The following is a 25,853-nucleotide window of genomic DNA, read 5'->3' on the forward strand; positions in this document are numbered from 1 at the left end:
ATCGGGGCGTGGCGTGATCCGCTTGCCGCGCAGGCTCAATCCGCCAGCCGCTGCAGCAAGGCCTGCTGCGCCGACACCGGTGGCGCGTCGCCGGCCTCCAAGCGCCGGTAGCTGCCGTCGGTTTGCAACTCCCAGGCCTGCGCGGTGTCGGCCAGGTACAGCGCCAGTTCGTCGATCACGCGCTGGCGCATGGTCGGGTCACTGATCGGGAAACAGACCTCGACACGACGGAAGAAATTGCGCTCGGCCCAGTCGGCGCTGCCGCAGTAGACCTCCGGCGCGCCGTCGTTGTGGAAGTAGAAGACCCGCGTGTGTTCCAGGAAGCGGCCGACGATCGAGCGCACGCGGATGCGCTCGGACACGCCGGGCACGCCGGGGCGCACGGCGCACATGCCGCGCACCAGCAATTCGATCTCCACGCCGACCTGCGCGGCGGCGTACAGCGCCTGGATGATGCGCGGCTCGACCAGCGCATTGAGCTTGATCACCAGCCGCGCCGAGCGGCCGGCGGCGGCGTGCTGCGCCTCGCGCTCGATCTTGGCCAGCATGGCCTCGTGCAGGGTGAAAGGCGACTCGAGCAGACGCTCCAGCGCACCCACGGACCCCAGGCTGGTCAGCTGCAGGAACACCCGCACGATGTCGCCGGTGATGGCCTTGTCGCAGGTGAACAGACCGTAGTCGGTATACAGGCGGGCGGTGCGCAGGTGGTAGTTGCCGGTGCCAAGGTGCGCGTAGTGACGCAGGCCGCGGCCCTCGCGGCGCACCACCAGACTCATCTTGGCGTGCGTCTTGTAGCCGACCACGCCGTACACCACGTGCGCGCCGGCTTCCTGCAGGCGGTTGGCCAGCGCGATGTTGGCCTCCTCGTCGAAGCGCGCACGCAGCTCGACCACCACCGTCACTTCCTTGCCGGCGCGCGCCGCCGCCACCAGCGCATCGACGATGACGGACGCCTCGCCGGTGCGGTACAGGGTCTGCTTGATGGCCAGCACGTCCGGGTCGCTGGCCGCCTGCTGCACGAATTCGACCACCGGCAGGAACGATTCGAACGGGTGGTGCAGCAGCACGTCGCCCTTGGCGATGGCGGCGAAGATGTTGCCGCCACGACCCAGCGGCACCGGCAGGCCGGGCGTGAACGGCGCAAAGCGCAGGTCCGGGCGATCCGGCAGGTCGCACACCGCCAGCAGGCGGTTCAGGTTAACCGGACCGTTGACGCGGAACAGGTCGATCGGCTCCAGGCCGACCTGCGCCAGCAGGTAGTCGGTCATGGTCTGCGGGCAGGTGTCGGCCACTTCCAGGCGCACCGCATCGCCGTAGCGGCGGGATTGCAGCTCGCCCTCCACGGCGCGCAGCAGATCGTCCACTTCTTCCTCGTCCACGAACAGGTCGCTGTTGCGGGTGACGCGGAACTGATAGCAGCCCTTGACCTGCATGCCCGGAAACAACTGGCCGACGTGGGCATGGATCACCGACGACAGGAACACGAACTGGTGCTGGCCCGGCTCATCGTGCGGCAGCGGGATGATGCGCGGCAGCGAGCGGGGCGCCTGCACCACGGCATTGCCGCTGCGCCGACCGAACGCATCCGTGCCGGACAGCGCGACGATGAAATTGAGGCTCTTGTTGAGCACCTTGGGGAACGGATGGGCCGGATCCAGCCCGAGCGGGCTCAGCATCGGCGCCAGTTCGTGCTCGAAGAACTCCTGCACCCAGGTTGCCTGCGCGGGCGTCCACTCGCCGCGGGCGACGAAGCGGATGCCCTGCTCGGCCAGCGCCGGCAGCAGCGTGTCGTTCAGGATCCGGTACTGGATGTCGACCTGCTCGTGCACGCGGGCGCCGATGGCCGCCAGCAGCTCGCTCGGGCCGAGCTGGTCCGGCCCGGCCTGCGTGGAGCCGAGTGCCTGCAGTTCCTGCAGGCGGGCCACGCGAATCTCGAAAAACTCGTCCAGGTTGGTGCTGAAGATGCACAAAAAGCGCAGCCGCTCGAGCAACGGCAGGCGGGCATCGAGCGCTTGCGCCAGCACGCGGCCATTGAACTCCAGCAGGCTCAGTTCGCGATTGATGTACAAATCCGGACGCTTCAGATCGATGTCGTCGGTCATGGCCACTGTTGCAGTTGAGTTGGCAAAATCGCTGACGCTACCACTATCAGGCTACAGAACAGTTACCGACCGACCGGCGGCAGTCCATGCGGGCTGTAGTCGGCCCGGCGCCCGGACCATTGCAGGAAAGCCGGCTCAGGCCAGCTCGGTATCCCAGTAGGCCTGCTCGGCCTCGGCGCTGGGCCGGTAGTCGTCGGGCAGGGGAAAGGCGTCCAGATCACCGGCGATGGCGGCTTCCAGAAAACCGTTGACCCAGCGGAACACGTCCTGTCGGCTCACCGCGCGTCGCAGCAGCCGCATTCGCCGGCGCCGTTCGGCCGCGGCCATCGAGCAGGCCTGGTGGATGGCGTCGGCGGTGCCTTCCAGATCGTACGGGTTCACCAGCAGCGCCCCGTGCTGCAGTTGCGCCACCGCGCCGGCGAACTCGGACAGGATCAGCACGCCGTCGCTGTCCACCGAGCAGGCGCAGAACTCCTTGGCCACCAGGTTCATGCCGTCCTTGAGCGGGGTCACCAGCGCGATGTGCGCGGCCCGGTAATAGGCCACCAGATCCAGGCGGTCGAGCGCCCGGTAGACGTAGTGGATCGGCACCCAGCCGCCGGGGCGGGTGAACTCGCCGTTGATCTCGCCGACCAGTTGTTCGATGCGCGTCTTCAGGTCGCGGTACTGCGGGATGTCGTCCCGGCTGGGCACCACCACCTGGATCAGCGTGACGCGTTCCTGCAGTTCGGGATGGCGGCGCAGGGCGGTGCGAAAGGCCTCCAGGCGCTGCGGGATGCCCTTGGTGTAGTCCAGCCGGTCCACGCCCAGGATCAGCTCGCGGTTGGGCAGCTCGGCGCGCAGGGCATCGGCGGCCTCGATCACCGCCGGCGAGCGCGCCTGGCGCTGGAAGGCGGCCGCATCGATGCCGATCGGAAAGGCCCCGATGCGCACCTGGCGCCCATCCGGCAGGCGTGCCCGACTGCCACGGTGCGTGAGGCGCAGCTCGGGCAGCAGCGCGCGCACGCACTGGGTGAAGTTGCGCTGATCGTGCAGGGTCTGGAAACCGATCAGGTCGTACTCCAGCAGCGCCCGCAGCAGCGTGAAACGCCACGGCAGCTTCAGGTAGATGTCCAGCGGCGGGAACGGAATGTGCAGGAAAAAGCCCAGCGGCGCGGCCAGTCCGCCGCGCCGCAGCTCGGCTCCCAGCAGCAGCAGCTGGTAGTCGTGCACCCACACGAAATCGTCCGGCCGGGCCTCGGCCAGGACCGCCTGGGCGTAGTTGTGGTTGACCGCGCAGTAGCTGCGCCAGTAGGCCGGATCGAAGTTGCACAGCGACTGCAGGTCGTGGAACAACGGCCACAGCACCTGGTTCGAGAAGCCGAAATAGAAGCCGGCCTGATCCTCGGCACTCAGTGCCACCGGCGCCAGGCGGTAGCCGGCCTTGCCGGCGGCACTGGCCAGGGCCGCCTCGAGGTCGCCCTCGTGATCGACCAGGCCGGGCCAGCCGATCCACACCCCGCCGCGGTCGCGCAGCACCGGCAGCAGCGCCGTTACCAGCCCGCCGCTGCCGGGCCGGCTGATCAGGCTCCCATCCGCCGCCGGCGTGATGACGAACGGCAGCCGGTTCGAGACGATCACCAGCCTTCGCGGCCGCGACTCAGCCACCGGCCGGCTCCGCGGCTGCGGTGGGCAGGGTTTCGACATGTATGGTGCGAGTCGGGAAAGCGAACTCGACGCCCGCCGCCGCGAACCGATTGACCAGCTCCAGGTTGATGGCCTGCTGGATGTCCATATAGCGGTTGTAGTCAGGGTCCAGCACGAAGTAAACGACCTCGAAATCCAGCGACGAGGCACCAAAACCCTTGAAATGGGCCCGATCGAAGCGCGTGCCGACTTGCCCGGTGATGATCTCGCGCACCATCTGCGGTATGGCGGCCAGTTGCTCGGGCGGCGTCCGGTACAGCACGCCGAAGCCGAACAGCACGCGCCGCTCGTACAGGCGCTTGTAGTTGTGAATGCGGCTTTTGAGCAAGTCCGCATTGGCGAACACCACCTGCTCGCCCGACAGGCTACGCACGCGGGTGGTCTTCAGGCCCACGTGCTCCACCGTGCCGGCGATATCGTCCACGACGATGAAATCGCCAATCACGAACGGCTTGTCGAGCGCGATGGAGAGTGACGCGAACAGGTCGCCCAAGATGTTCTGCACCGCCAGGGCCACCGCCACGCCGCCGATGCCCAGGCTGGCCACCAGGGTGGTGACGTTGAAGCCCAGGTTGTCCAGGATCATCAACAGCGCCACCGACCACAAAGCGATGCGGCCCACGAAGCCGAGCATGCCAACGGTGGTGGCAGCGGCGACATCGGTGGTGCGCGCCCGGTCCAGGCGCCGCTGCAGCCACACATCGAGCGCGCACTGTGCCCACAAGGCAACCTGCAGCAGCAGGGCCACAGCCGTGATGCTGGCCAGCGCGGCGTCGATCTTCGGCGACAGGCTTACCGCCCGCGCGCCGACGAACAGGGCCACCAGCCACATCACGCTGCGCCGCGTGCCGCCGACGATCTGCGCCGCGTACTGGCTCAGCCGCGCACCGTCGTGCCCCGCCCGGGCCTGCAGGCGTCGTCCGATCTGCCGCTTCAGCAGCGGCAGCACCATGGCCACGACGAGCATCAGGCCGAGCGCCACCAGCCAGGCGCCCAGCGGGTTGCCAAGCACAGGTACCTGCAGCCATTGCGCCCAACCGGTCCCGGCCCAGTCGATTCCGCCGAAACTCATCGAGCCGCCTCCCGGATGTCCGCCCAGCGACCCAGAAACTCCCGCAGCCCCTCCGGCGGGCGCAGCCACACATCGGCCGCCGTGGTGCGCCACTTGGGTCGCACCAGCACGCGCAGTCCGCGCCCCTGCAGGGCGCGGAAGGCATCCTCGTCGGTGTGGTCGTCGCCCAGGTAGGCCACGCAGCCGGCTTGTCCGGCATCCTGTTCCGCCAGCACCTGATCGACCACCTGCCCCTTGTCGCAGCCGGCGGCGCGCAGTTCGATGCCGCCATCGAATTCATGCCACAGCAGTTCGCCCGCCTGCGCCAGAACGGCGAAACGCGCTTCCAGATCGCGCCGCAGGGAGCGCTGGTGCCCCGGCGCGAGCCCGCGCCAGTGAAAGGCCAGCGAGCCGGGCTTGCGCTCGACCCGCCCGCCGAGCGCGCACACCGTCGCCGCCCAGCCATCGGCCTCGGCCAGTGCCTGCACGGCCGCCTCGGACAGGGGCACCAGGCTGTCCCGACCATCCGGCAGGCGCCGCTCGCGGCCGTGGCAGCCCCACATTTCGGGTTCGAAATCGAGCGTCAGCAATGGCCGCAGGTCCTGCAGCCAGCGCCCGGAGACGATCACCAGCCGGTCATTTGGCAGGCGGCCGATGCGATTGAGCAGCGGCTCCACGCCCGGGTAGGGGCGCGCCTGTGCCGGGTCGATATGAAACGGGGCCAGCGTGCCGTCGTAATCGAGCAGCAGGACCGCCCGCGGGGCGGCGGCCAAGGCGGACCAGAAATCTTCCAGAAAAATCGAATCAGGCAAGCGCAATACGTTCTTCTCCCGGGTGCAGCAGGCCGGTCATGAGGGTGAGGTAGTCGCGCAGCTGGCGCGTGATCAGAAAGTTCTGGCGCACGAACTCGCGCGCCTTGATACCCATTTGCTCGCGCAATTCCTGGTTCTGGTGCAGGTAGCGCACGCGCAGTGCAGCGCCCTCCGGCGTGCTCACCAGAAAACCGGTGTGATGGTTCACCACCTGCAGGCGAATGCCGCCGGTGTCGCCGCCGATCACCGGCTTACCCTTCCACATCGCTTCGGTGACCGTCAACCCGAAGCCTTCGCGCAGCGACTTCTGCAGCACGAAATGCGCCGCCCGTTGCAGGGCGTTGATGGTGGTGTGGGCGTCGGACGGCAACAGCAAAACCTTCAGGTCGTCGTCACCCTCGGCGGCGCGCCTGACCTCGGCCAGCACTGCCTCGCCCTCGGGATCGTCATCAGCGCCGCCGCCGGCCAGCACCAGTTGCAGACCCGGCATGAAGGTTTTGGCCAGGCGGTACGCGGCGATCACGCCCAGCGGATCCTTGAAGCGGTCGAAGCGCGACACCTGCAGCATCAGCGGCCGGTCCGGATCGATGTCGAAACGCTGGCAGGTTTCCAGCACCTGCCAGGCCGGCAGTTCGCAGTTTTTCTCGGCCAGCGGGTCGATGCTCGGCGGGATCAGGTAGACCGGGTGCGGCAGGCGCTGCGCGAAGTCGGCCAGCGAGAACACACTCGCGTCGTAGTCGGCCACGAAACCGCGCAGGTAGCGCCACACGCCGCGCTGCGGGTGGCTGGCGTCGATGTGGCAGCGCCAGACCCACTTGCCCTGGCGATCCGTGACGTGCCGGATCAGCGCCGCCGGCTGCGGGTCGTGAATGAACACCACATCCGCCTCGCGCAGCACCGGACCGAGCGTCTCGGCGGTACGGGCGTTGGCGTCCTCGTAGGCCTGGATCAATACGTCCGACAGCGGCGCCGGCTGGCCCTGCAAGGCGTTGTGCATGGCCTTGGTGCACTGGTAGAACGGCCCGTCGCCGGTGATCGTCTCCCAGCGCGAGTCCAGCTCCAGCGCCTGCATCAGCGGCACCAGCTTGTGCAGGATTTCTGCCACGCCGCCGCCGGCGCGGGTCGAGTTCACGTGCACCACCTTCATGCCGCGCAGCGGCGCGGCCAGCTGGATCAGGTGCTGCACGGCATCCGCGCCGGCCACCTCGGCATAGGCTTCCAGCAGCGCGTTCATGCCGGCACCCCCGCGAAGTGGGCGCCGAACGCGGCGGCGTACTGGTCGCGCAGCTGCGGCAGCGACACGAAGTAGGGATCGATCTGCGCCAGGCGCTGGATCAGGCCCTCGTATCCGTCGTCGAGGTCAACCAGCCAGGCGTGGAAATCGTCCTGCCCTGCCGGCGCGCGCCGGCGCGCGTCGATGGCGTGGTAGAAGACGCTGCCCGGCGACAGCTGCGGCAGCAGTTCCACCAGCTCGCGCGGCTCCTGGACCCGTCTTCCGGTATCGAACACCACCAGCTGCCCGCGCAGGAAATGAAACTGCCGGTCGCGGGGCGCCCAGGCCGGGGCTTCGATTTCGTCCAGGCGCTGCTCGACCACCTCCAGCACCTCCTGACGCAGCGCCTCGGCATCGGCGAAGTCGGCCGGATCGATCACCGCCAGGCGCTCGGCCAGCGGCAGGTCGTGCAGGGCGTGGCGCACCCACACGGCAAAGTCGTTGTTGAACTCCGGATCGTCGAAGCGGGCGCGCAGCAGGCCGCCCCAGAAGTGGTGATAGACGCTGTCGGCGGGCGCTGCCAGCAACCCCTCGCGCAGCCCCGGCAGGCTTTGCGCGCGCACCCCGGTGGCCAGCGACACCAGGGCACAGTCCTTGATTGCAAAATCTTGGTGGTTCGGCATGGATGACGTCCCCTGAGCTCGGCGCCGACCTCAGGCATCCGCCCATGCTGATCGGCCTCGGTCGGTCAGACCCGCATCCGGCGCCGGAAGTTCATGCTGGCCCGCAGGGCAAGCCGCCGGTACCCTGCCGCCTGCAACCGTCCAGGAGCCCTGTCCCGAATGTCCACCGCCAGCATCGAATCGCCCGTCCCGGCCGGCCACCGCAGTCCACTGCCCCTGCTGGCGCTGGGGGCGCTGGGCGTGGTGTTCGGCGACATCGGCACCAGCCCGCTGTATGCGCTCAAGGAATGTTTCAGCGGCGCCCATGGCGCACCACTGACGCCGGCCAACCTGATGGGCGTGCTGTCACTGCTGTTCTGGGCGCTGGCGCTGGTGGTGTCCACCAAGTACGTGGCCTTCGTGATGCGGGCCGACAACGGTGGCGAGGGCGGCATCCTGGCGCTGCTGGCGCTGGTGCAGCGACTGACGGCCGACCGCCCGCGGCTCAGCTACGCGCTGGCGATCCTGGGCGTGTTCGGGGCCACGCTGTTCTATGGCGACGCGATCATCACGCCGGCCATCTCTGTGCTGTCGGCGGTGGAGGGCGTGGGCGTGCTGGCGCCGGCCCTGTCGCACTACGTGGTGCCGGTGACGGTGGGCGTGCTGACGGGGCTATTTCTCATCCAGCGCCACGGCACGGCCCGCGTCGGGGCGCTGTTCGGCCCGCTGACGCTGGTGTGGTTCCTGACGCTGGGCACGCTGGGCGCGACCGGCGTGGCGTCCAACCCGGCCGTGCTGGCGGCGCTCAATCCGCTGTACGGCATCGCCTTTTTGTATCAGCAGCCCGGGCTGGCCTTCGTGGTGCTGGGCGCGGTGGTGCTGGCGGTGACCGGCACCGAGGCGCTGTATGCCGACATGGGCCACTTCGGGGCCGGGCCGATCCGCCTGGGCTGGTTCGCGGTGGTGTGGCCGGCGCTGACGCTGAACTACTACGGCCAGGGCGCGCTGCTGCTGGCCGACCCGGCGGCAGTGCAAAATCCGTTCTACCTGCTGGCGCCGGACGGGCTGCGGCCGGCCCTGGTGCTGCTCGCCACGGCGGCCACGATCATCGCCTCGCAGGCGGTGATCTCGGGCGCCTTCTCGCTGACCCAGCAGGCGATTCGCCTGGGCTATCTGCCGCGCCTTCGCATCCGCCACACCTCGGCCAGCGAGCGCGGCCAGATCTATATCCCGATCATCAACTGGATGTTGCTGGTCGGCGTGCTGCTGCTGGTGCTCGGATTCCGCTCCTCGTCGGGTCTGGCGGCGGCCTACGGCATCGCCGTGACCGGCGCCATGCTGGTCGACAGCCTGCTGATCGCGGTGGTGATGGTGCTCGGCTGGCGCTGGCCGGTGCCGGTCGCCGGCGCGCTGCTGGCCGGGTTCCTGGTCATCGATCTTGGCTTCCTGGGTGCCAACGCGGTCAAGGTGGTCTCCGGCGGCTGGCTGCCGCTGAGCATCGCGCTGGCGCTGTTCGTGGGCCTGACCACCTGGCGGCGTGGGCGGCAGATACTGGCGGCCCGCCTGCAGGCCGAAACGCTCGGCATGGACGAGTTCCTGCGCACGCTGCAGCCGGAGGTGACGCGCGTGCCCGGCACGGCCGTTTTCATGACCGGCAACCTGGCGTGGGTGCCCAGCGCCCTGCTGCAGAACCTGGTCCATAACAAGGTACTGCACGAGCGCGTGGTGCTGGTGCACATGCGCACCGCCGATGTGCCGTGGGTACACGCGGCCGGGCGCGTGCAGGTTCGGGATCGCGGGCGCGGGTTCTGGGAGGTGCGGGTGAATTACGGCTTCATGCAGCGGCCGGACATTCCGCGCGCCCTTGCGCTGTGCGCGTTACACGGACTCGCGTTCGATTTGGACGACACCACGTTCTTCCTGGGCCGCGAGACGATCATCCCCACCCTGCGGCCGGGCATGGCGCTGTGGCGGGAATATCTGTTTGCCTGGATGATGCGCAACGCCGGCCCGGCGGCGGAGTTCTTTCGCCTGCCCTCGGCGCGTGTGGTGGAACTGGGCAGCCAGATCGATATCTAGCGTGTGCGCGGTGTAGATTCATCAACGACCACTCCCCGCACGAGGTAATCCCGATGAGCGACCAATTGCCCGAAACCGAAGACCAATGGCGTCAGCGCCTGAGTCCGGAGCAGTACCGCGTGTGCCGGCAGAAAGGCACCGAGCCGGCCTTCACCGGCGCCTACTGGGACGAGAAAACACCCGGCGTGTACCGCTGCGCCGGTTGCGGCGCGGTGCTGTTCGACTCGGCCACCAAGTACGACTCCGGCAGCGGCTGGCCGAGCTTCTGGCAGCCTGCCGACCCGGCCGCCGTGGCCACCGAAACCGACACCAGCCACGGCATGCGGCGGGTCGAAGTGCACTGCGCGCGCTGCGGCTCGCACCTGGGCCACGTGTTCCCGGACGGGCCGCGCCCGACCGGCGAGCGCTACTGCATCAACTCGCTGTCGCTGACCCTGGAACCGCGCGGCGAGTAGGCCGCCGTGGCGGAGGTCTACGTCAGCAACCACACAAGCGCCTGAAACCCGCATGGTTGCGCAGTCTTCGAGAAAAGATACCGCGCAGTTACCGTCAAAGTTACCGTCAGGCGCGCTCGCTGCATGTCGGTCGCCACGCCCGCCGACGGTGGCCGGCAGCAGCACCACCCTTGCGCCCGATCGCGACAGCGGCGACACTGGCGGCGTTCTGTCCCGTGACCCATGCGGTGAACACCGAGGGATCGAAAGACCCCGGGGCGTATTACCCCCAACGTCGGCGAGTACGGGCCAAGGCCGGGCACTCTTCGGGGTGTCCGGCCTTTCCTATGTGCGGCGCGAGCGGGCCATGGCCTGGTCGATCGCCTGACCTACCCGGCGCCAGTCGTCTCCCATGCGCTTCGCGTCATCCTTCGGGCTTCGCACGACCGCGCGGCCGGCCGGCCAGATAGTCAAGACCGATGCCGCCCACCGAACTGCGGCTCGAATGCTGATCTGCGTCTTGGTGGACGGCATCGGGAAGTCCGAAGGTAATGCGCCAGTTCCCGCCGAGTTCCCGGCAGGACAGGCAGGTGTTGGTGTCAGCGCCCGATGTGGCTCGCCAGCCCGGGCCGGCTGTTGAGCGCCTCAAGGCGGGCCGCGATGCGGGCAGCGCAGGAAGGTGACTCGGCCATGATCTCGGCCATCACGGCGCGGTAGAAGTCGCGGATGCGCCGCTCCTCCAGCAGCGTGTTCGAAATCGCAGCCGCGGTTTTCAGGATGTTCGCCTGCACGTTCACGGCCTGCAGCGCCGTCTTCGATACGCGAATCTTGCCGTTCTGGTCGCGCGCGCCGTCGATGATCTCGGTCGCGATTTTCAGGCCCTCGGCCAGCACGGCGTTCGCGTCAATTACGCCAGCACGGCATAAGTCAGACACGCCGGGCGGCCGGGTCAGCTTCTGCCCCACGGCGGCCTCCACCCCGATGTCGTCGATGGCGTCCTGCGCGGCCTGCGGATCGATGTCGGCCGGGATCGGCTCGGCGCGGTCCACCAGTGTCTCGGCGCGGACCGCCTTCACCATGCGCCAGAAGGTCCGCTCGTTCACCTGCGGGAAGCGCTGCATCACCGAACGCCAGTCGGCGGCGCCCTCGTCGGCAAGGTGCTTGGCAATTGCGGCACGGCATGCGGCCTTCGTCGTCTTTCCAATGGCCATGCGGGTCTGCGGCTCGTTTGTCGGTGGATGTCAGTCGGGTTTGTCAGTGCATTGTACAGCGCGAATGTACAGTTCCCGGCCCGGGCGCCGTGGTGCTGGTGGTCCTGGCGAACACGTCCCCAGCGGCGAATTTTTCGGGCTGGCTGTTTTTCGGTGGGGCAAGTGGGGCAAGTGGGGTAACGCAGCACTGGCGCGGCTTTCCGCCTGCCCCACTGCAAAAACTCAAGTGGGGCAAGTGGGGCAGGCCACCGTGGTGCTGGTGGTGAGGGCGGGCGCCTGCCCTGCCGCCTTGGCGCGCGTGTCGCGGGTTTGCGGCGCTGGCTTCGGTATCGTGGCCCGCGGCGCTGGCTGCTTGGGCTCGCGTTCGTAGGCTGGCGAAGGAAAGCGTGCCTGAGGCTGCCCGGCGCCATCTTCGAGTTCGTCGTCCCGTTCAGGAACAAATTCCTGAACGGTGGCGTTTTGCTTGAGCGTTGCCGTCCGCCGTTCCCTCGCCGCCTCCCTCACCGCGGCATAGGCGTCGGTCAGCTGGTTGCGGCGGGCATCGGCCATCGCTGGAACTGGCGCGGTGCTGGTGCCGGCCTGGCGGGCGTGCCCGGTGCTTGTCCGGTGCTTGGCTCAACGTCGGCTCAACGTCGGCTCAACGTCGGCCGTTGATCGGCCCGCTCAGCCCCGCGACAACAAGTCCAACACGTAGACCCGCTCGATCATCGGCCGCAGGTCTTCCGCCAGTCGTGGATGCCGGATGCCGATGGCGTCCACAGCGGACCGGGCCCGGCCGATGTCAGGGACGCAAGGCGCCTCACCGGCGTGCGCGAACGCCTTCATCACGTCCTGGGCGACCGCGGCATCTTCGAGGCCTACGCGGGCCGCCACCGCCTGCCGGGCGCGCGCCAGCAGGGCGGATACGGTGGCTGGGTCGTCTGACCAGTGCATGTCAGTCGCCGCTCACAACAATCAAGCGCCACGTCTTGTCCGCGTCCAGGCCGGTGCTGCTGGCCGCGATGGCTTCGAAGAAACCCTCGATGACCTGCGCTGCCGGCGACGTCAGAACGATGTCGGCCACCTTCGCGAACTGACCGGCGCCCGGCACCCTGGCGCGGACCGTGAGCGTGCCTGCCGCGGGTGTGGCCGGCGCCCCGGTGGCGCTCGATACGCATTCGGCCTGCATCTGGTGGCGCGCGTAGTGGCCGCCGTGGAATGGGCGCTGCACCGCTGCCGAGACCGATCCGCCGGCCTGGGTGCCGGACAGGATCGTGGTGGATGTTGGGTCGCCGTACATGCTCAGTCCTCCATTTCGCGAACAAGGGCGATCATGTGGTCGAGCAAGCCAGCGATCTCGCGGCACGCCGCAGGGTCGTCCGGGAATACCGACCGCGCCAGATCCTCGATGTCCGCGGCGCACTCGAAGCGGCCCGAGAACGCGGCCGGTATGAATGCCCGCGCGAATGTAAAAACGCCTTCCGGATCAGCGTCTTGCAACACCATCGCCAGCGCTGCCGTGGTGAAGTCGAGCGCGGTGGCGGCGCTCAAGGCACGGCCACCGTGGTGACGCCGTTCGACTTCGGCGTCGTCAACGGCATTTCGTGCGCGGTCCGCCCTGTCGTCTTTCCGGTCGGGTCCTTGACCACGACCTGCAGGTGCAAGTCGTGCATGATCTTCTGCGGGTAGGCCAGCGACTCCGGCCCGATGTTGCTGGGCTTGCCGGCGTAGTACTTGTCCACGTTGCCAGGGCCTGAGTGGTAGGCCAGCAGCGCCTTGTAAAGGTCGCCGTTGTAGCGCTCAAACATCTGCTTGAAGTACTTCGCGCCGCCCATCACGTTCTGATCGACGTTGAACGGATCGCGGACCCCCATATCGCGCGCGGTGCCCGGCAGCAGCTGCATCACGCCTTGGGCGCCCGCCTTGGACACTGCATTTGGGTTGCCGCCGCTCTCGGCCTGGATGATGCGATACAGCAGCTGCGCGTTGACGCCTGTCCCCTCGTTAGCCTGCTTGACGGCGTTCGGGAGCATCCATGCCTTCGACATCTTGCGCTTGGCGTCCTCGGCCTTGGTGATCTCGACCTGCTTCGCCGCGCTGGCCTTCGCGAACTCCTCGTCCGTCATGTTGTCGCTGGGCGCCGCGAGGTGCTTCTTGTACGTGTCGCCGGCAGCGAACACCACGGCATCGCGCACGCCGTTCAGGACCTTCAGCAGCGGCTGGCCTTCCTTCGTCAGCGCGTCGTGGATGGCCGTCATCTTGGTCAGCGTGTCGGCGCCCTGGTTGCCGCCGTACTTGTTGATGATGGCGTCGATGCCGGCCTGGGTCGGCTTCGTGCCATTGATCTTGGCGTCCATGAACAGCTTGTCGAGTTCGGCGTAGGCGTTGCGCGGAAGGCCGGTCGCGTTGTGCATCGCATCGGCCCGCTGTGCCGGGTTGGCGTAGTCCTGGCGGGCCTGCTTGAGGACCTTCTCAAGGTTCGTTTCGCCGTCCTCGTTGACGAAGAAGGCACCCTTCTCGGCCCGCAGCTTGTACTCGTAAGGGTCCTTGCCGTTCAGCGCGCGGTACATGAAGAACTCGCCGGCCTCACCGCCGCCTGGGTTGGCGATGCCGCTGGACATCTGGCCCAGAATGTTTGATCCATACTCACCGCGCAGGGCCGGGTTCTTGCTGGCGTTCATGCGGCTGATGGCGTCGAGCATGTAGGGCACCTGACCGCCGGCACTGACGCCGCTGCGGACCAGTGAGTCGGTCAGCTGGTCCACGGCCTGCAACACCTTTTCGGGCGCGGCCTGCATACCGCCTTCCTTGACGCCGGTGGCGATCAGCGAGGCGAACCGCCGCTCGCCGGTGCCGTCGAACAGTCCCTTGAAGCGGGACCTGCCCATGAAGGCGACGCCTTCTGCCGGGTCCATGCCGAGACCACGGGCCATGCCGATGCCGGCGCGGGTGCCGCGCAGCATGATGTTCGTGTCCGCCTCGGCCGCCATGCTGGAAAACGACCTTCCGAGCTTGATGCTCTCCTCGAAGGTCACGCCAAGGCCGTTTCCCAGCGATCGCGTTTTCTCGCGCAGTTCGTCGAACGCACCGGCCGTGGACTGCAGCCGGCGCCACAGCGGGTCTAGCGTGATCGCTTCCTGCTGGGCCTGCTCGACGCCTTTCTTGGCCATGCCGGCGATGGTGCCCAAACCGGCCATGCCCAGCGTGAATTTCAGGATGCCGCCGAGTCCGCCAGGGATGCCAAGGCCCGGGATGCTCGGGATGCCGCCGCCGCCACCACCGCCACCGCCGCCACCACCACCACCGGGCGGAAGGCCGGCACCGGCCGACGTGTTGCGCAGCAGCCGGCGGGCCAGTTCCTCGCGCTGCCGCTGCGCCCCGCTGGTGGTGGTGTGCCACTTCGACACGTCCAGGTCCCACGGCGCCACGCCGGACTGGCCGGTCTGCTTGACGTGCGTGCGCAGGGACTGCGACGACCGCAGCAGCATCTCGTACTCGGCGTTCACCGCCTTCATGTCGTCGGCCAGCCTTGCCAGCGACGGCTGGGAGAAGTCGATCTTCGAGAACTCTCGGCCCTGCTGTCCTGCTTCCTTCAGCGCAGTGCGGAACCGCTGCAGCACCTGGAATGCCTGGCCGCCGTCGGCGTCGATGCGGACTTTTACGTCGGACATGTGTTTCTGCCTCAGTTGTTGGCGGCTCAGCCGTACGCGCCGGCTCTGCCTTCGGTGGCGTAGGGACTGGCCGGCATCTTCGAGCGCTCGATGAGGCCGGTGCCGCGGATGCCTTGCACGCTCGTGGTGAAGCCCTGGAATGGTCGGAACTCGTGGGACACGGCCTGTGCGTAAAACTCGAACCGGAAACCGCCGCGGTTCACGCGGATGTAGTTGCCGGCCCGGATACCCTCGTCGCCGCGCAAGGTCATCGACACGTCTTCGAACGCCACGTTGTCGCGGTTGATCGCCTTGAGCGCGTCGCGCCGGACCTTGGCCCAGCCGGCTATCGACTCGGCAAACGCGGTGGCCTCGGAGGCTGGCAGACCCACGCCGCGGCCACCGCCCGTGTGGGCCTGCGACATCACCACATCCATGACGCGCGCGCCGTACAGCGCCCGTGCCGAGTTCGGGCCGTCCTCGATCAGATCGCCAAGCTGAAAAGCTGCGGCCTTCTGGGAGCCTTCGGTGTTCAGCGAGACTGCGGACGGGTTTGCCCAGTAGATGTTTGCCACGTTGGCATCGGATCGCGACACGTCCAGCGAAACGATGGCGTCGTCCGTCACGCCGATCGTCCCGGCCATGGCCTTGCTGGCGCCCTGATCGATCCAGTGGCCGTTGATGTCCTTGAATGGCAGCGCGCGGTAGACCAGCACCGGGCCGTCCTCGCGGTCTTCGATGAACAGCTCGTTCCAGGCCAGGTCGCAGCGCTCGACCATCCACTCCCATGCTGGCCGGTCGTAGGGATTTACGCCGAACGGGTTCACTGTGCCTTCGTTCACGGTCGCGTCCACGCCGATCAGGCGCTCGACCGATGGCGTGGCGTTCGGGTCAGCGCTGCCGATCGACCGCGCGAAGAATTCTTCGAGCCACGGGTTGATCACCGAGTGTGTGATCTCCCGCACAAAGTCGCTGGCCGGATACGACCGAAACGGCATGCCGGCGGCTTCGAGGCGCGCGAAGTTCGACAGGGCATCGCCGGTGCCGGCCGCTTCCAGCCACGTCAGTCGCACCCGGGCGAAGGCCAGCCCGTAGTCGGCGCCCTCGATCACCACCTGCCGCTGCGGCCGGCCGTTCGGGCCCATGCTCTCGCTGCGGTGGACCTGCGTGACGAAACCGCGCATGACGATGGGCAATTCGCCGGGCGTCTTGTGCGGTTCGCGGGCCATGCGGATTTCGATGGAATCCATCGGCTCGGCCATCGCGTACAGCGTGTCCTGCGTCTGCCCGTCCCGCTGATCGGTCAGCGTGATGCTGAACTGGCCCATCGGCGCGAGGATGGACTTATGCGTCGTCACGGCGCCGTTCTCGCCTAGGAAGGGCGTCAGGTCCACCGTGGTGCGCGCGCCGGTGTAGCGCTTGGACACGCCGGCCTCGTCACGGCGGATGTTTTTCATCAACGTGACTTTGACCTGCGGCGTGTACGTCCTGACGCTCACGGGCGGCCCTCCGGCTGGCCGGCCTGGTCAGGCACCTGCGGCACTGGCCACGCACGATCGATGCAGACCTTCAGGCAGATCGGATCGCCAAGCAATGCCAATTCAACGGTGCGCTGCACCAGATCGGGCAGTCGGTCGAGAACCATGCGCTGCGCCCGGCGCTGGGCCGACTTCGACATCGGCCCGGGCCGGCCCTTGATGGCGCTCATGCGACCCTCCGCGGCGCGTTGTACTCGAAAAGGTGTCGAAGGTCGTTGCCGGCTCGCCATGCCTGGACGGTGCCGGACAGGCGGTGCGGGTACAGCGCGGAGGCGATGGCCACCAGTGATGCCTCGACTGCCGAGCACATCTGCGCCAGCGCCACAGCTTCGGCCTGCGTGACGGCCTGCTGCCACATCTGCTCGGCGCCGGCGATGGCGTTGGCGGCTGCCTCGGCCTGGCGAGTCGGCCCTTCGGCATCGGCGGTGGCCTGCGCCAGCAGTTCCGATAGGCCCGAACTATCGGCAGCGATCAGGGCCAGTTCGGCACCGTCGCGGGCATCGTCGCCCTGGCCGGCCTGCCGCTTTGCCGTGATCGCGGCGCGCCGCTGCTCCAGTTCCTGCTGACGGGCCCGAAGGTGCGCAACCCGTGCCCGCGCAGCGCTTGCGGCATCGGCAGCCGCTGCGGCCCGCTGGCGTGCCTCGAGAACGGCAGCCACGATGCCTGCCGGCAGTTCGATGGACGGCACCGGGATGGCGACCATCTCGCGCAGGCGGGCCGCAACCTGCTGCGCGGCGGCCCGGGCCTCGGCGTTGGCGGTCTCGGCCACCTGGTGGCGGCGGGCGGCTTCGGCCTGCTCGGTCGCTGCGGCGGCCTGGGCCAGCATGGCGGTCAGGTCGCGCTGGGCCTGCTCCACGCGGGCGCGCTCATCGCCGGTCGGCGCTCCAGCCACGAGCGCATCGGCGAGGGCCTGCTGTGCCGCGCCCAGTCGGTTGCGGGCTGCATCGACCAGCTTGACGTTCGCGGTGCTCATGAGCGGCTCCGGATCGCCAGTGCGTCGATCAAAACATGCTGACGCGCCTCAAGCTGCGCAAGCTCGCTGCCGGTGATCCGGCCAGCCTTGAACGCCTCGAAAGCCTTGGCCATGATCTCGGCCGGGCTCGGCACGGGCGGTGCCTTCGGCGCGGCTGGCGGGACGATCTTGCCCAGCCCGCGGGCAACGTCGCCCATGGACTTCTTGAAGCTGCGGGTGCCGGCGGCGATGTCGCTCGCGTCGAGGGCCGGCGCAGGTGGCTGGTGCTGTTCGGCTCCGCGCAGTTCGCGGACAAGCTGGTCGTAGTAGGAAGGCATTCGAGTTACCTCGCGGTGGTGGAAATTTCGACAACAACAACGGGTGCGCCAGCTGGCCTGCCCGATACATTCGGTACGCATCTCAGCCGGGACTGGCCGATGCCGTCCGCACCGCAGGCGCAGATGTCGGTCACGTCGTGCCCGGTCGCGCCGCAGTCAGCGCAGCAGGCTTCGTCGCCATCGGCGGACAGCAGGACTCGGCCGTAGCAGGCTGCGCAGGCATGGCTGGTAAGCGTCCAGTGCATGGCCGTAGTATCCCGTCACGACCACCCGCCGTGCAGCGAACCTGCGGCGAACCTGCGCCGAACTCGCCCGTTGCAGCGCGCAACATGCCGGTATCTCGCATCGGCTCAGCCCGGCGTTTTCAGCAGCGCGAACACGGCCTGGCGCCGCGGCATGGCCGGGTAGGGTGCAGATGGCGCGCCTGGCGGGACACGGCCGAAGGTGGTGGTGCCGGTGGCCCGGGCGATGGTCAGCAGCGCCTCAAGGTGGGTGGACACCGCGTCCACCCGAAGCGGTCGAACGTCGCCGCCCTCGGTGATCGCGCCGACGGTCGCGCAGTACAGCGGCACGTGGTGGCTGCACGGCCCGCCCTTGCCGTTGCGGCCGGCCTCGTACTCGCGCTGGCGGTTGTAGCAGGACACGCACAGCCGGCTGCCGACCAGGCGCCGGGCGCCGCTTCTGCCACAGCGGACGCAGGACAGGACGCTGGCGGTGGCCTGCGCCGGTGCTTCCAGCGGCCGGACCTTCACGCCTGCATGGCCAGCGCCTACCGGACAGCCGCGGCAGGCCTCAAGCCGGATCTGGTCTGCCTCGGCGTTGCGCCTGGCGCGGGTCCAGGCGGCTGCGCAGGCGGCTGGTGTGAGTCGCAGGGCGCCAACGTGGCGCTGGCACTCGAACGTGACCGGGAATTCGTCGGCGTTGGTGGTGGTGCTCAAATCAGTGCCTCGTCGTCGCCGTCCAGGTCGGCCAGGTGCACGATGTCGATGGTCTGTCCGCGGTGCAGGTGCCGGCCGGCCGGTGGCGGCTGCAGGCCAAGGGCGTCCAGCACGTCCATTGAAAGCTCGATGGTGTCAACCGGGCAGTCGCCAGCCGCCAGCGTGATCCGCGTGACTGCGGCGGACACGCCAGCGCCGAACGTGTCCAGCCAGTCGAGGAACACCAGCACGGCAGCGAATCGGGCGCCTGGCGCTTCGGACAGGCGAAACCAGCGGGTGGTGCCGGCGAGGCGCAGGTCAACGTCGGCGCGGCGCTCCCAGACGAATTTCTGCTGCGGCGTCATTTTTTCGGAAAGCCAGGTCATTTCGTGCCCTCCATCGCCTTGATCGCGTGCTCGCGCGCCATCCGCTGGAATTCCGGCGTGGCGGCAACCGCCTTCGGAACCCAGCCGGCATGTCGCCCGCAGTCGCCGCATCGCATCCCGGCCGCGTGCGTCACGGTGCCGGCCTCGATACGGATGTCCGCGCTGCCGCAGTACCGGCATTCGTGGACCGGCAGTCCCACGCTGGCGGGTGGCGTGGTCGTTGGCGCCGAATCCCTGTTCACGATGTCGGCGGCAAGGCTGCTTGCGATGCCCTTCACCATGTCAAGGGTGCACCCGTCGCGCCGGACGGCGGACCCGGCGAGCCCGATGCCGTGGACGATGACTGAGACATGCAGGTTTTCGTCGTCGTCCACACTCCACGTCCAGTCATCGGCTTGCGCCGCTTTCTCGGCTTGCGCACCCACAGCGGTCGCGCGCTGTGCCCTTATCCGTTCCATCTCCTCCGAAAGAAAGCGGGTTGTCGTGTCGATGTCCGTGACCGCCCACCTGGTAAAGGCGCGCCGCTCCTCGGCCATCCACCCGTAAGCGGCGGCAACGCACAGCAGCATGGCGTTCAAGTCGCCCGGCAATCTCGTCGCATTCATTCTCGTGCCCTCGTGTTGCTGATCAAGCCCGTGGCCCGTGGCCCGCCTGGTTCTGATTGGCTTTCGCGCGCGCTTTCGCGAACCGGATTCTGTCCGCGGTCAGCCAATTACTTACGGCATCGTCCGGTGGCATCGTCGGTGTGTCTGACGGGAACGGCGGCCACGTCCCGAACTTGGCGCGGAACTTCACCTCGGCCGCGTTGGGTCTCCAGTTGGGCTTCCTCTCGGCGACGTACTTGAGCATCGCGTACCACCGCAGCTTCTCGGTCATGTCAGCCACCTCGTACCGCTTCAGGTCGCCGGGCACCGCCGTGACCTTGCTCTTCCGCTCGGGTGCGAACCCGCATTCCGGGCACTCGTGCACACCGGCTGGCTTCATGAAGAAGCACTTCGGGCACGGTGTGGGTAACGATTCCTTCTTTTCAGGCGCCTCGCCCTTCTTGCGCTCGCCACTATCCAGCGTGGTCGGCAGGTCATCGGTGACGAATCCAAGGCGGGCCGTGTTGCCGGCATGGTCGAGGATGATCGCATCGGGCTTCCCGGGTGAAGTTCGCAGCACCCGGCCCACCTGCTGGACGTGCAGCATCAGGCTCTTCGTCGGCCTGGCCGCAATCAAACAGGACGCGCTGGGTTCGTCGAAACCCTTCGAAAGAATATCGACGCTGGACACGATCTTTGTCTCGCCGGACTTGAACCGCGCCAGTACCGCGCGGCGTTCGTCTGAATCGCTGTACGCATCGACGTGTTCAGCCTTGACACCATGCGCCACGAATTCCGCAACGATGGCTTTGGAATGCGCGATGCTGACTGCGAACACGATCGTCTTTCGATCCTCGCCGCGAGTCAGCCATGTCTTGATGATATCGCCGACCAGTTTCGGCTTGTTCACCGCGTCGCCCAGTTCGGTCTGGTTGAAGTCGCCCGCCAGGGTGTGAACGCCGCGCAGATCCGGACCGGGCGGGCCGAACACCGTGAAGGGCACCAGATACCCGCCGGCAATCAATTCCGCCGTGGTGGCGCCGACCACCAGCGACTGCCAGTGCTTGCCCATGCCCTTCGCCCATGGCGTTGCCGAAAGGCCGACCATCGGGACGTTGTTCCATTTCATCAGGATGTTGTTCATGGCTGCGTACTGGGAGTGACATTCATCGACGATGACGAGCCTGGCATCCGGGAATCGCCGGCGGGCCAGCGTCTGAATGGAGGCAATCTGGACCGGCTGCCACGGCTGTACGCGCTCGTGGTCGGCCTGGATCACACCGTGCGGGATGCCGTCAAGGTCGAAACGCCGACTGGTCTGGTCGATCAGTTCGATCCGGTCGGCGATGAACAGGCATCGGCGCCCTTTCGCGACTGACCGCTTGATCATTTCCGCGGCGATCGCGGTCTTGCCGGCGCCGGTGGGCAGCTGCAACACCACCCGCTTGTGTCCGGCCACGAATTCCCTGTGCAGGGCGTCGATGGCGCTAAGCTGGTACGGGCGCAGGACCGACGCAGCGGGCTTGTGTGGCGCGTTCATAGATATTCCTCGCTGTGGGTTGATTGATCGGTCTCATCGCCTTCTGGGCGCGGCCCTGGGCCGGCAGCCGTGTTTCTGGTGAAGGTCGTGCGGCAGAACTGGTCGGCGTCGCCGAAAAGGGCCATCACGTCCGCGATGCGGCGGTGGTCGCAGTGCGCGTGCAGGCATCGGAACGAAGGCCATCCACCGGCCGCTTCCCAGACCACGGTCGCGCTTTCGGCGCCGCCTTCTGAGTGCTCGCCGGCCCATGGGCATGTCACGGCGTGTTTACCGCCGCCCATGTCCTTCAGGTACTGGCCGTGCGAGGCGAACCAGGCCACCACGTCGAGGGTCCGGTAGTCGCCACGTCCCATCGGCGCGTTCGTCGCCCTGGGCAGGCTGACCAGCTTCGGCGGCGGCGGACGCACTTCATCGGCCAGCGCCTCGATCAGATCAAGATCGACGTGCTGCCACCGTTCGGGCGTCCAGCACCGGGTCACACGCTGCGGGCGGTCCGGCGTGGCATCGCCTTTGCGGGCCGTGGTGCCGTAAAACCGAAAAATCCGGGCCGGGTTGCGGATGGATGCGTCGAAGCTGACCTCGGGCGAGCCGAACCGCAGCCGCAGCCCGCGGTAGATGGCGTCCAGCAGGGACTTCGTTTGCTGGTCGGCCGGCAGGTCAACGCGGTACTGCAGGTGCCAGCCGTTTCCGCTCAGGGCGTGCAGCGGTTCGGGCCAGCCGCGGGCCGTCAGGAAGCGGGCCAGCGCCTCGGCACGGGCCCTCGCCTCGGCCATCTCTTCGTCGGTCGAGTTCGCCTCGTCACGGACCGGATCGAAGTCGAACGGCAGGCGGGTGATCCGCTCGATGTCCTGATCCCGGGTCGTGCGGTATGCCGGACCGCCTCGGTTTGTCGCCCGCCGCTTGATCGGGCGGTTCAGCAGCGCGTAGAGGCCCTTGAACTGGCCGCAGTCGTCAGCCTCCCGCATGTCTCTCACCAGCGCCGCCGGGTCGTCGTAGATGCCGGACCATGCGTTTGCACCATCCACCGGCGTCCGCAGCAGTCCGCGGACCTCGACCTGGGCGTTGTCCTCGAATGCGGCTCGTAGCCATCGGGCGTTGCTCATTCGTCGTCCCTCGCTCGTTCAGATTCAGTCGTCGCCGCCATCCGCTGGCCCGTCCGTTTCGTCGTCATCGGCCGGGCGGAATCAGGAAGGCAGCCCGTGATGGGCGGACAAGTACGTACAGTTACTAATAAGGGAGGCCAGATTCTGACCATCTGCATTAATGACCAGTATTCCGGCCTTATGGTCAGTGGTTGCGTCATTTCAGCGCCTCGCGCAGGGCCGGAATCTGGCCATCATGTTTTTTGTGATGGTCAGAATCCGGCCCTGCAAACGGGGTGTGATGGTCAGAATCTGGCCCTGACAGGGCCAGAATCTGGCCCTGTGTTTTTTGGCTTTGGCTGGGCTGGCTGGTATTTTTCTCACTGATGCTCGATACAGCGGCCTCAGCCTCAGCGTCTGTCCTGAACCCGCGCCAGTCCATGGTTGCGGTGAACGCAATGACACCCTTGTCCGGGTGCGGCGGGCTCGGCTGGTCTGTGAACCTGTACAGCGAGCACGTCACGTCGGCGCGGCCTTTGTGGCCCCGGCGGGTCTTGGCAATAAACCCCAGCGCCTCAAGCTCGGCGAGCGCCAGGTAGATCGTCGTTTTCGACTTCCAGCCGACCCCTTTCATGCTCGACGGCGTGCATTCGATGTTGCCGTTGCCGCCCTTTCTGAGCCTGGCCCGCAGGTCGGTGTACAGCCCCCGCGCCGTATAGGACAGCGCCTTCCAGGCTGGCGATGACGTGATGTCGTGGCGTATGCGCGAGTGCGGCACGCCCTTCCACGAGTCCTCATCGGCGGCTGGGCGCCATGTCTTGCTCACGGCTGCCCCTCCACCGCACCCAGGGCGATCTCAGGTGTGAGTCGTGGCGATGCAGCCATCAACCGAACGGCGCGCCGCTGGCGGTCGCTCAGGCGGTCGGGGCGGGCTTTGCGCGCCCAGTGATGCCATGGGTTAGAATTGGGCGCGTAGGTACTTTGGTTGAATGCTTCGCCCGCGCCGCCGGCCTCCACCGGCGCGCGGGCTTCTTTTTGCCAGTGCATCAGTAGCCCTCCGTCGTGCGCCGGTAATCCTCGGCGGTGCACTGACTCGCGGGCGGTGTTGCGGTGGCTGCTGGCTTGGTACTGGCGACCGCGGTCAGTTCCCGCTCAATGCCTGCCAGCAGCCCGGCAAACACGGCCCGGTCGACGACCACCCGGCAGCCCTCAACGTCCAGCCACGGCAGCCCGTGCGGCCAGTCAGGCGGCGCGCACGCGATCGATGTGACGCTCGACAGGTCCGCGCCCAGCAGCTCGCCGGCTGGCGCTGGTGGCCTTTCGGGTGTCGCCTTTCCGCCACCGTGCTGCTGCGCGCGCTCGCGGACCTCACGCTCGGCGCGGCCCAGCGACACCTCGCCGGACGCGACTTTCGCCGCCAGACCGGGGTCTGTCTTTTTGACGCGGACGAACTTCTCCACGGTGGCCGACGACACGCCGACCGCCCTCGCCGCCTGCTCGGATGCCTTGCCAGCGTGGGCCGTGGCCCCAGATTTGGCGGGCACAATAGGTTCGCTTTTTTTTACGCTGACCTTTCCCTGCCCGCGGCCATGCTCCTTCCCAGCCTGCCGCTTACGCTCCTTCGCCTCGCGCTCGAATAACGGCAGCAACCGCTCGGCTATGCCGGCCCGCTCTCCGACCGACAGGTGTCGTCGATGTAGGTTTTGCGAAAGTGCGAATCCCAGTGGATCGTCGCCTTCGAAGTAACGAGTCGCAGGCTCGACTCCGATTAATTCGCATGCGGCGAGTCGGTTGCGGCCGTCGAGAAGGACTTCGCCGTGCCCTGGGTCTTTGTACAACCACAGCGGCTCTCGCAGGCCGTGTTCGGCAATGTCGTCCGCAAGCGCGTCAAGTTCTTCGGCGGCCAGCATCGGGAATATGTCGGCCGCTGGATGCACCCTGTACCGCGGCGGCGGCGGCTGGCCGTGGTCGGCCGGTCGCTCGCTCAGGTTGTTGATGGCGCTTTCCCAGTCATCTTCGACCGGCGGATCGACTCGGGCCGAAAGGCGGTCGAACACGGCCCGGATTCGCGGTGACTCCTGGTCATCGTCGTCTGGTGTTTCTAGGTTCATTGCGCACCTCCCGCGAGTGCAGCAGCGGCGGCGGACATGCGGTCGAGGATCTGCGCGATGCCGCGAATCAATACCTGCGACCGGCGTATCAGTGCGAGGGATTCGTCGGCGCTGATGCCGGTGGTATGATTGCCGCTCGTGCTTTCGGATTGACGTGCCCCTGCCCCCGATCCGGCTCCTTCCGGGCTGGGGGCATCTTTTGGGGCGGCCATTACGCGCCACCCGATTCGGTCTCGGTCTCCGGCTTTTCACCAGCGACCTGATCCTCAAGCCATTGACGAACGTCGCCCCAGCGCCATAGCACCGCTTTGTGCTGCCGCACGACAGGCTGAGGCGCAAGGCCGGCGCTGACTAGCTCCTTCCACTTCGTCCTGGATACCGGAACGGGACCATTGGGTCGAGTGACTTCGATCTGATGGACCAGCGCCTCGTCTGGCAGGTTTCGATAGTCGAGAGACATGTGTGTGTCCGCCTATGTGATCGGCTGCGGGATGCGGCCGGCGGACGTTATTATTCAGCACGTATTTGCGACAAAAATTCGACCTATGCGCCAGTCAACCGGCGCGGCCTACTCCTCGGACTGGCGCTGCATCCATCTTTCGAAGGCGCGTTGCTTCATCTTGGCCGGTCGCGGCGCTGATGCGAATGCCTGCTTGATCGCGGCGAACGTCTCTGCGTTCGACAGCCCGTTGGCGCGCAGCAGGCGGTAGCGCAGGTGGATCGTCCGGTCGATGGTGCTGGCGATCTTGGCCGGCGCGCCGCTGTGGCTGTCTCGGTTGGCGCGCCGCTCCAGTTCGAGCGCCCTGGCTACCGGCGGGTACTCGACCAGCCACGGGCGATCTGCGACGTGCTGTGTGATTGCCTGGCTGGAAAGTGCATCCTCAGCGGCCGCCGCGTCCTCAATGTCGCAAAGCGCCAGCAGCGCGTAGGCGTCGATGCCGGTCGCAAAGATCGGGCCTTGAAGATTCAGTGCGGCGGCGAAGCGATCCCAATTGCGCGGGCGAATGAGAAGAAGATGCTGCCGGACAGTGCTGTGCAGCCACACGCCTTCGGGGTCGGCGGTAATTCCTCGAACCTCGAACGCGGGGCGGCCGTTTATTGGCTTGCGGAATACCGTGAAGCGGTGTCTGAGTCCTCTGACCTCATCGCCCAGAAACGGACCGAACCTGAAGGCGATGTTGATGCTCTCGCATACGAATGTCAGGTTGCCGCGCGCGAGCGGCGCATCACTCGGCGGATTCTTGGGTGGGGGCGTCTTCCGGCGGGCTTTGCGCGCAACGGCGGGCGCAATGTCTCGCGGCGGTTCGCCGGCATTGGTGGCGCCGATAGGGCAGCCGAGGCATGGCCGCAGCTGGTGTAGCGGGTCTCTCTTGGTCTTCTCGGGCGCCAGTCTCCAGTCGCTTGCGCAACCGCGCGTTGAAAGTACCGCGTCCCGCGCCGTGCAGCGAAACAGTTCCATCGCGCACCCCCTTTGGTGCACCCCTCGAAAAGGCGCCGCGCCAGGCCGGCAAGGGTTTCCGGCTTTT

Annotated in this window: 28 protein-coding genes; 2 read left to right on the top strand and 26 right to left on the bottom strand. The window is 67.5% G+C overall.

Annotated features, from left to right (window positions below; all coding sequences use genetic code 11):
* Nucleotides 1-35 precede the first annotated feature (35 nt).
* The 6 genes from ppk1 to H5U26_RS00640 form a co-directional block, all read right to left on the bottom strand.
* The gene (ppk1, locus tag H5U26_RS00615; RefSeq protein ID WP_290615656.1) at nucleotides 36-2,102 is read right to left on the bottom strand and encodes a polyphosphate kinase 1; all 2,067 of its coding nucleotides are present in this window, start codon (nucleotides 2,100-2,102) and stop codon (nucleotides 36-38) included.
* A 135-nt stretch (nucleotides 2,103-2,237) separates the two neighbouring features.
* Nucleotides 2,238-3,749, bottom strand: coding sequence for a trehalose-6-phosphate synthase (locus tag H5U26_RS00620; protein WP_290615657.1), 1,512 nt, complete (start codon nucleotides 3,747-3,749; stop codon nucleotides 2,238-2,240).
* Nucleotides 3,742-4,860, bottom strand: coding sequence for a mechanosensitive ion channel family protein (locus H5U26_RS00625; RefSeq protein WP_290615658.1), 1,119 nt, complete (start codon nucleotides 4,858-4,860; stop codon nucleotides 3,742-3,744). Before H5U26_RS00625 ends, H5U26_RS00620 begins: the two co-directional genes overlap by 8 nt.
* Nucleotides 4,857-5,651 (bottom strand): trehalose-phosphatase, encoded by a 795-nt coding sequence (gene otsB / locus H5U26_RS00630; RefSeq protein ID WP_290615659.1) that lies wholly within the window; start codon nucleotides 5,649-5,651, stop codon nucleotides 4,857-4,859. Before otsB ends, H5U26_RS00625 begins: the two co-directional genes overlap by 4 nt.
* On the bottom strand, nucleotides 5,644-6,885 hold the full coding sequence (locus H5U26_RS00635; RefSeq protein WP_290615660.1) for a glycosyltransferase: 1,242 nt from the start codon (nucleotides 6,883-6,885) through the stop codon (nucleotides 5,644-5,646). The genes otsB and H5U26_RS00635 overlap by 8 nt, the downstream gene beginning before the upstream one ends.
* On the bottom strand, nucleotides 6,882-7,547 hold the full coding sequence (locus tag H5U26_RS00640) for a DUF5752 family protein (RefSeq protein ID WP_290615661.1): 666 nt from the start codon (nucleotides 7,545-7,547) through the stop codon (nucleotides 6,882-6,884). Before H5U26_RS00640 ends, H5U26_RS00635 begins: the two co-directional genes overlap by 4 nt.
* Nucleotides 7,548-7,706: 159 nt before the next feature.
* On the opposite strand from H5U26_RS00640, the gene H5U26_RS00645 reads away from it, so the two are divergent.
* A complete protein-coding gene (locus H5U26_RS00645) occupies nucleotides 7,707-9,605 on the top strand; it encodes a potassium transporter Kup (protein WP_290615662.1) in 1,899 nt (632 codons plus the stop codon).
* Between the two features lie 53 nt (nucleotides 9,606-9,658).
* Complete coding sequence (gene msrB / locus H5U26_RS00650; protein WP_290615663.1) at nucleotides 9,659-10,060, top strand: peptide-methionine (R)-S-oxide reductase MsrB; 402 nt, start codon at nucleotides 9,659-9,661, stop codon at nucleotides 10,058-10,060.
* 578 nt (nucleotides 10,061-10,638) lie between these two features.
* Here the strand turns inward: msrB and H5U26_RS00655 are convergent.
* From H5U26_RS00655 to H5U26_RS00750, 20 genes are all read right to left on the bottom strand, one after another.
* Nucleotides 10,639-11,160: a hypothetical protein gene (locus H5U26_RS00655; RefSeq protein ID WP_290615664.1), complete on the bottom strand. Its 522-nt coding sequence runs from the start codon at nucleotides 11,158-11,160 to the stop codon at nucleotides 10,639-10,641.
* A 312-nt stretch (nucleotides 11,161-11,472) separates the two neighbouring features.
* Entirely contained in the window at nucleotides 11,473-11,799 is a 327-nt protein-coding gene (locus H5U26_RS00660; protein ID WP_290615665.1) for a hypothetical protein, read from the bottom strand.
* 114 nt (nucleotides 11,800-11,913) lie between these two features.
* Nucleotides 11,914-12,183 (bottom strand): hypothetical protein, encoded by a 270-nt coding sequence (locus tag H5U26_RS00665; RefSeq protein ID WP_290615666.1) that lies wholly within the window; start codon nucleotides 12,181-12,183, stop codon nucleotides 11,914-11,916.
* A gap of 1 nt (nucleotide 12,184) precedes the next feature.
* A complete protein-coding gene (locus tag H5U26_RS00670) occupies nucleotides 12,185-12,529 on the bottom strand; it encodes a hypothetical protein (RefSeq protein ID WP_290615667.1) in 345 nt (114 codons plus the stop codon).
* A gap of 2 nt (nucleotides 12,530-12,531) precedes the next feature.
* Nucleotides 12,532-12,780 carry a hypothetical protein gene (locus H5U26_RS00675; RefSeq protein ID WP_290615668.1) on the bottom strand — a complete coding sequence of 83 codons (249 nt, stop codon included), beginning with the start codon at nucleotides 12,778-12,780 and terminating at the stop codon, nucleotides 12,532-12,534.
* Nucleotides 12,777-14,900 (bottom strand): lytic transglycosylase domain-containing protein, encoded by a 2,124-nt coding sequence (locus H5U26_RS00680; protein WP_290615669.1) that lies wholly within the window; start codon nucleotides 14,898-14,900, stop codon nucleotides 12,777-12,779. Before H5U26_RS00680 ends, H5U26_RS00675 begins: the two co-directional genes overlap by 4 nt.
* Nucleotides 14,901-14,926: 26 nt before the next feature.
* On the bottom strand, nucleotides 14,927-16,378 hold the full coding sequence (locus H5U26_RS00685) for a hypothetical protein (RefSeq protein ID WP_290615670.1): 1,452 nt from the start codon (nucleotides 16,376-16,378) through the stop codon (nucleotides 14,927-14,929).
* Nucleotides 16,375-16,587 (bottom strand): hypothetical protein, encoded by a 213-nt coding sequence (locus tag H5U26_RS00690; RefSeq protein WP_290615671.1) that lies wholly within the window; start codon nucleotides 16,585-16,587, stop codon nucleotides 16,375-16,377. Before H5U26_RS00690 ends, H5U26_RS00685 begins: the two co-directional genes overlap by 4 nt.
* Complete coding sequence (locus H5U26_RS00695; protein ID WP_290615672.1) at nucleotides 16,584-17,390, bottom strand: hypothetical protein; 807 nt, start codon at nucleotides 17,388-17,390, stop codon at nucleotides 16,584-16,586. Before H5U26_RS00695 ends, H5U26_RS00690 begins: the two co-directional genes overlap by 4 nt.
* Nucleotides 17,387-17,707: a hypothetical protein gene (locus H5U26_RS00700; protein WP_290615673.1), complete on the bottom strand. Its 321-nt coding sequence runs from the start codon at nucleotides 17,705-17,707 to the stop codon at nucleotides 17,387-17,389. Before H5U26_RS00700 ends, H5U26_RS00695 begins: the two co-directional genes overlap by 4 nt.
* 350 nt (nucleotides 17,708-18,057) lie before the next feature.
* Entirely contained in the window at nucleotides 18,058-18,645 is a 588-nt protein-coding gene (locus tag H5U26_RS00705; protein WP_290615674.1) for a hypothetical protein, read from the bottom strand.
* The gene (locus H5U26_RS00710) at nucleotides 18,642-19,010 is read right to left on the bottom strand and encodes a hypothetical protein (RefSeq protein WP_290615675.1); all 369 of its coding nucleotides are present in this window, start codon (nucleotides 19,008-19,010) and stop codon (nucleotides 18,642-18,644) included. Before H5U26_RS00710 ends, H5U26_RS00705 begins: the two co-directional genes overlap by 4 nt.
* Nucleotides 19,007-19,588 (bottom strand): hypothetical protein, encoded by a 582-nt coding sequence (locus H5U26_RS00715; RefSeq protein ID WP_290615676.1) that lies wholly within the window; start codon nucleotides 19,586-19,588, stop codon nucleotides 19,007-19,009. Before H5U26_RS00715 ends, H5U26_RS00710 begins: the two co-directional genes overlap by 4 nt.
* 49 nt (nucleotides 19,589-19,637) lie before the next feature.
* Entirely contained in the window at nucleotides 19,638-21,134 is a 1,497-nt protein-coding gene (locus H5U26_RS00720) for a DEAD/DEAH box helicase (protein ID WP_290615677.1), read from the bottom strand.
* Nucleotides 21,131-22,237, bottom strand: a complete 1,107-nt coding sequence (locus tag H5U26_RS00725) for a hypothetical protein (RefSeq protein WP_290615678.1) — start codon at nucleotides 22,235-22,237, stop codon at nucleotides 21,131-21,133. The genes H5U26_RS00720 and H5U26_RS00725 overlap by 4 nt, the downstream gene beginning before the upstream one ends.
* Nucleotides 22,238-22,433: 196 nt before the next feature.
* Nucleotides 22,434-23,042, bottom strand: a complete 609-nt coding sequence (locus H5U26_RS00730; RefSeq protein WP_290615679.1) for a hypothetical protein — start codon at nucleotides 23,040-23,042, stop codon at nucleotides 22,434-22,436.
* Nucleotides 23,039-23,263, bottom strand: a complete 225-nt coding sequence (locus H5U26_RS00735; protein WP_290615680.1) for a hypothetical protein — start codon at nucleotides 23,261-23,263, stop codon at nucleotides 23,039-23,041. The genes H5U26_RS00730 and H5U26_RS00735 overlap by 4 nt, the downstream gene beginning before the upstream one ends.
* Nucleotides 23,263-24,327 (bottom strand): ParB/RepB/Spo0J family partition protein, encoded by a 1,065-nt coding sequence (locus tag H5U26_RS00740; RefSeq protein ID WP_290615681.1) that lies wholly within the window; start codon nucleotides 24,325-24,327, stop codon nucleotides 23,263-23,265. The genes H5U26_RS00735 and H5U26_RS00740 overlap by 1 nt, the downstream gene beginning before the upstream one ends.
* A 211-nt stretch (nucleotides 24,328-24,538) precedes the next feature.
* The gene (locus H5U26_RS00745) at nucleotides 24,539-24,787 is read right to left on the bottom strand and encodes a hypothetical protein (protein WP_290615682.1); all 249 of its coding nucleotides are present in this window, start codon (nucleotides 24,785-24,787) and stop codon (nucleotides 24,539-24,541) included.
* A 108-nt stretch (nucleotides 24,788-24,895) separates the two neighbouring features.
* A complete protein-coding gene (locus tag H5U26_RS00750; RefSeq protein ID WP_290615683.1) occupies nucleotides 24,896-25,786 on the bottom strand; it encodes a hypothetical protein in 891 nt (296 codons plus the stop codon).
* Between the last annotated feature and the right edge of the window lie 67 nt (nucleotides 25,787-25,853).

The sequence above is a fragment of the Immundisolibacter sp. genome, assembly GCF_014359565.1.
Classification (GTDB): Bacteria; Pseudomonadota; Gammaproteobacteria; order Immundisolibacterales; family Immundisolibacteraceae; genus Immundisolibacter.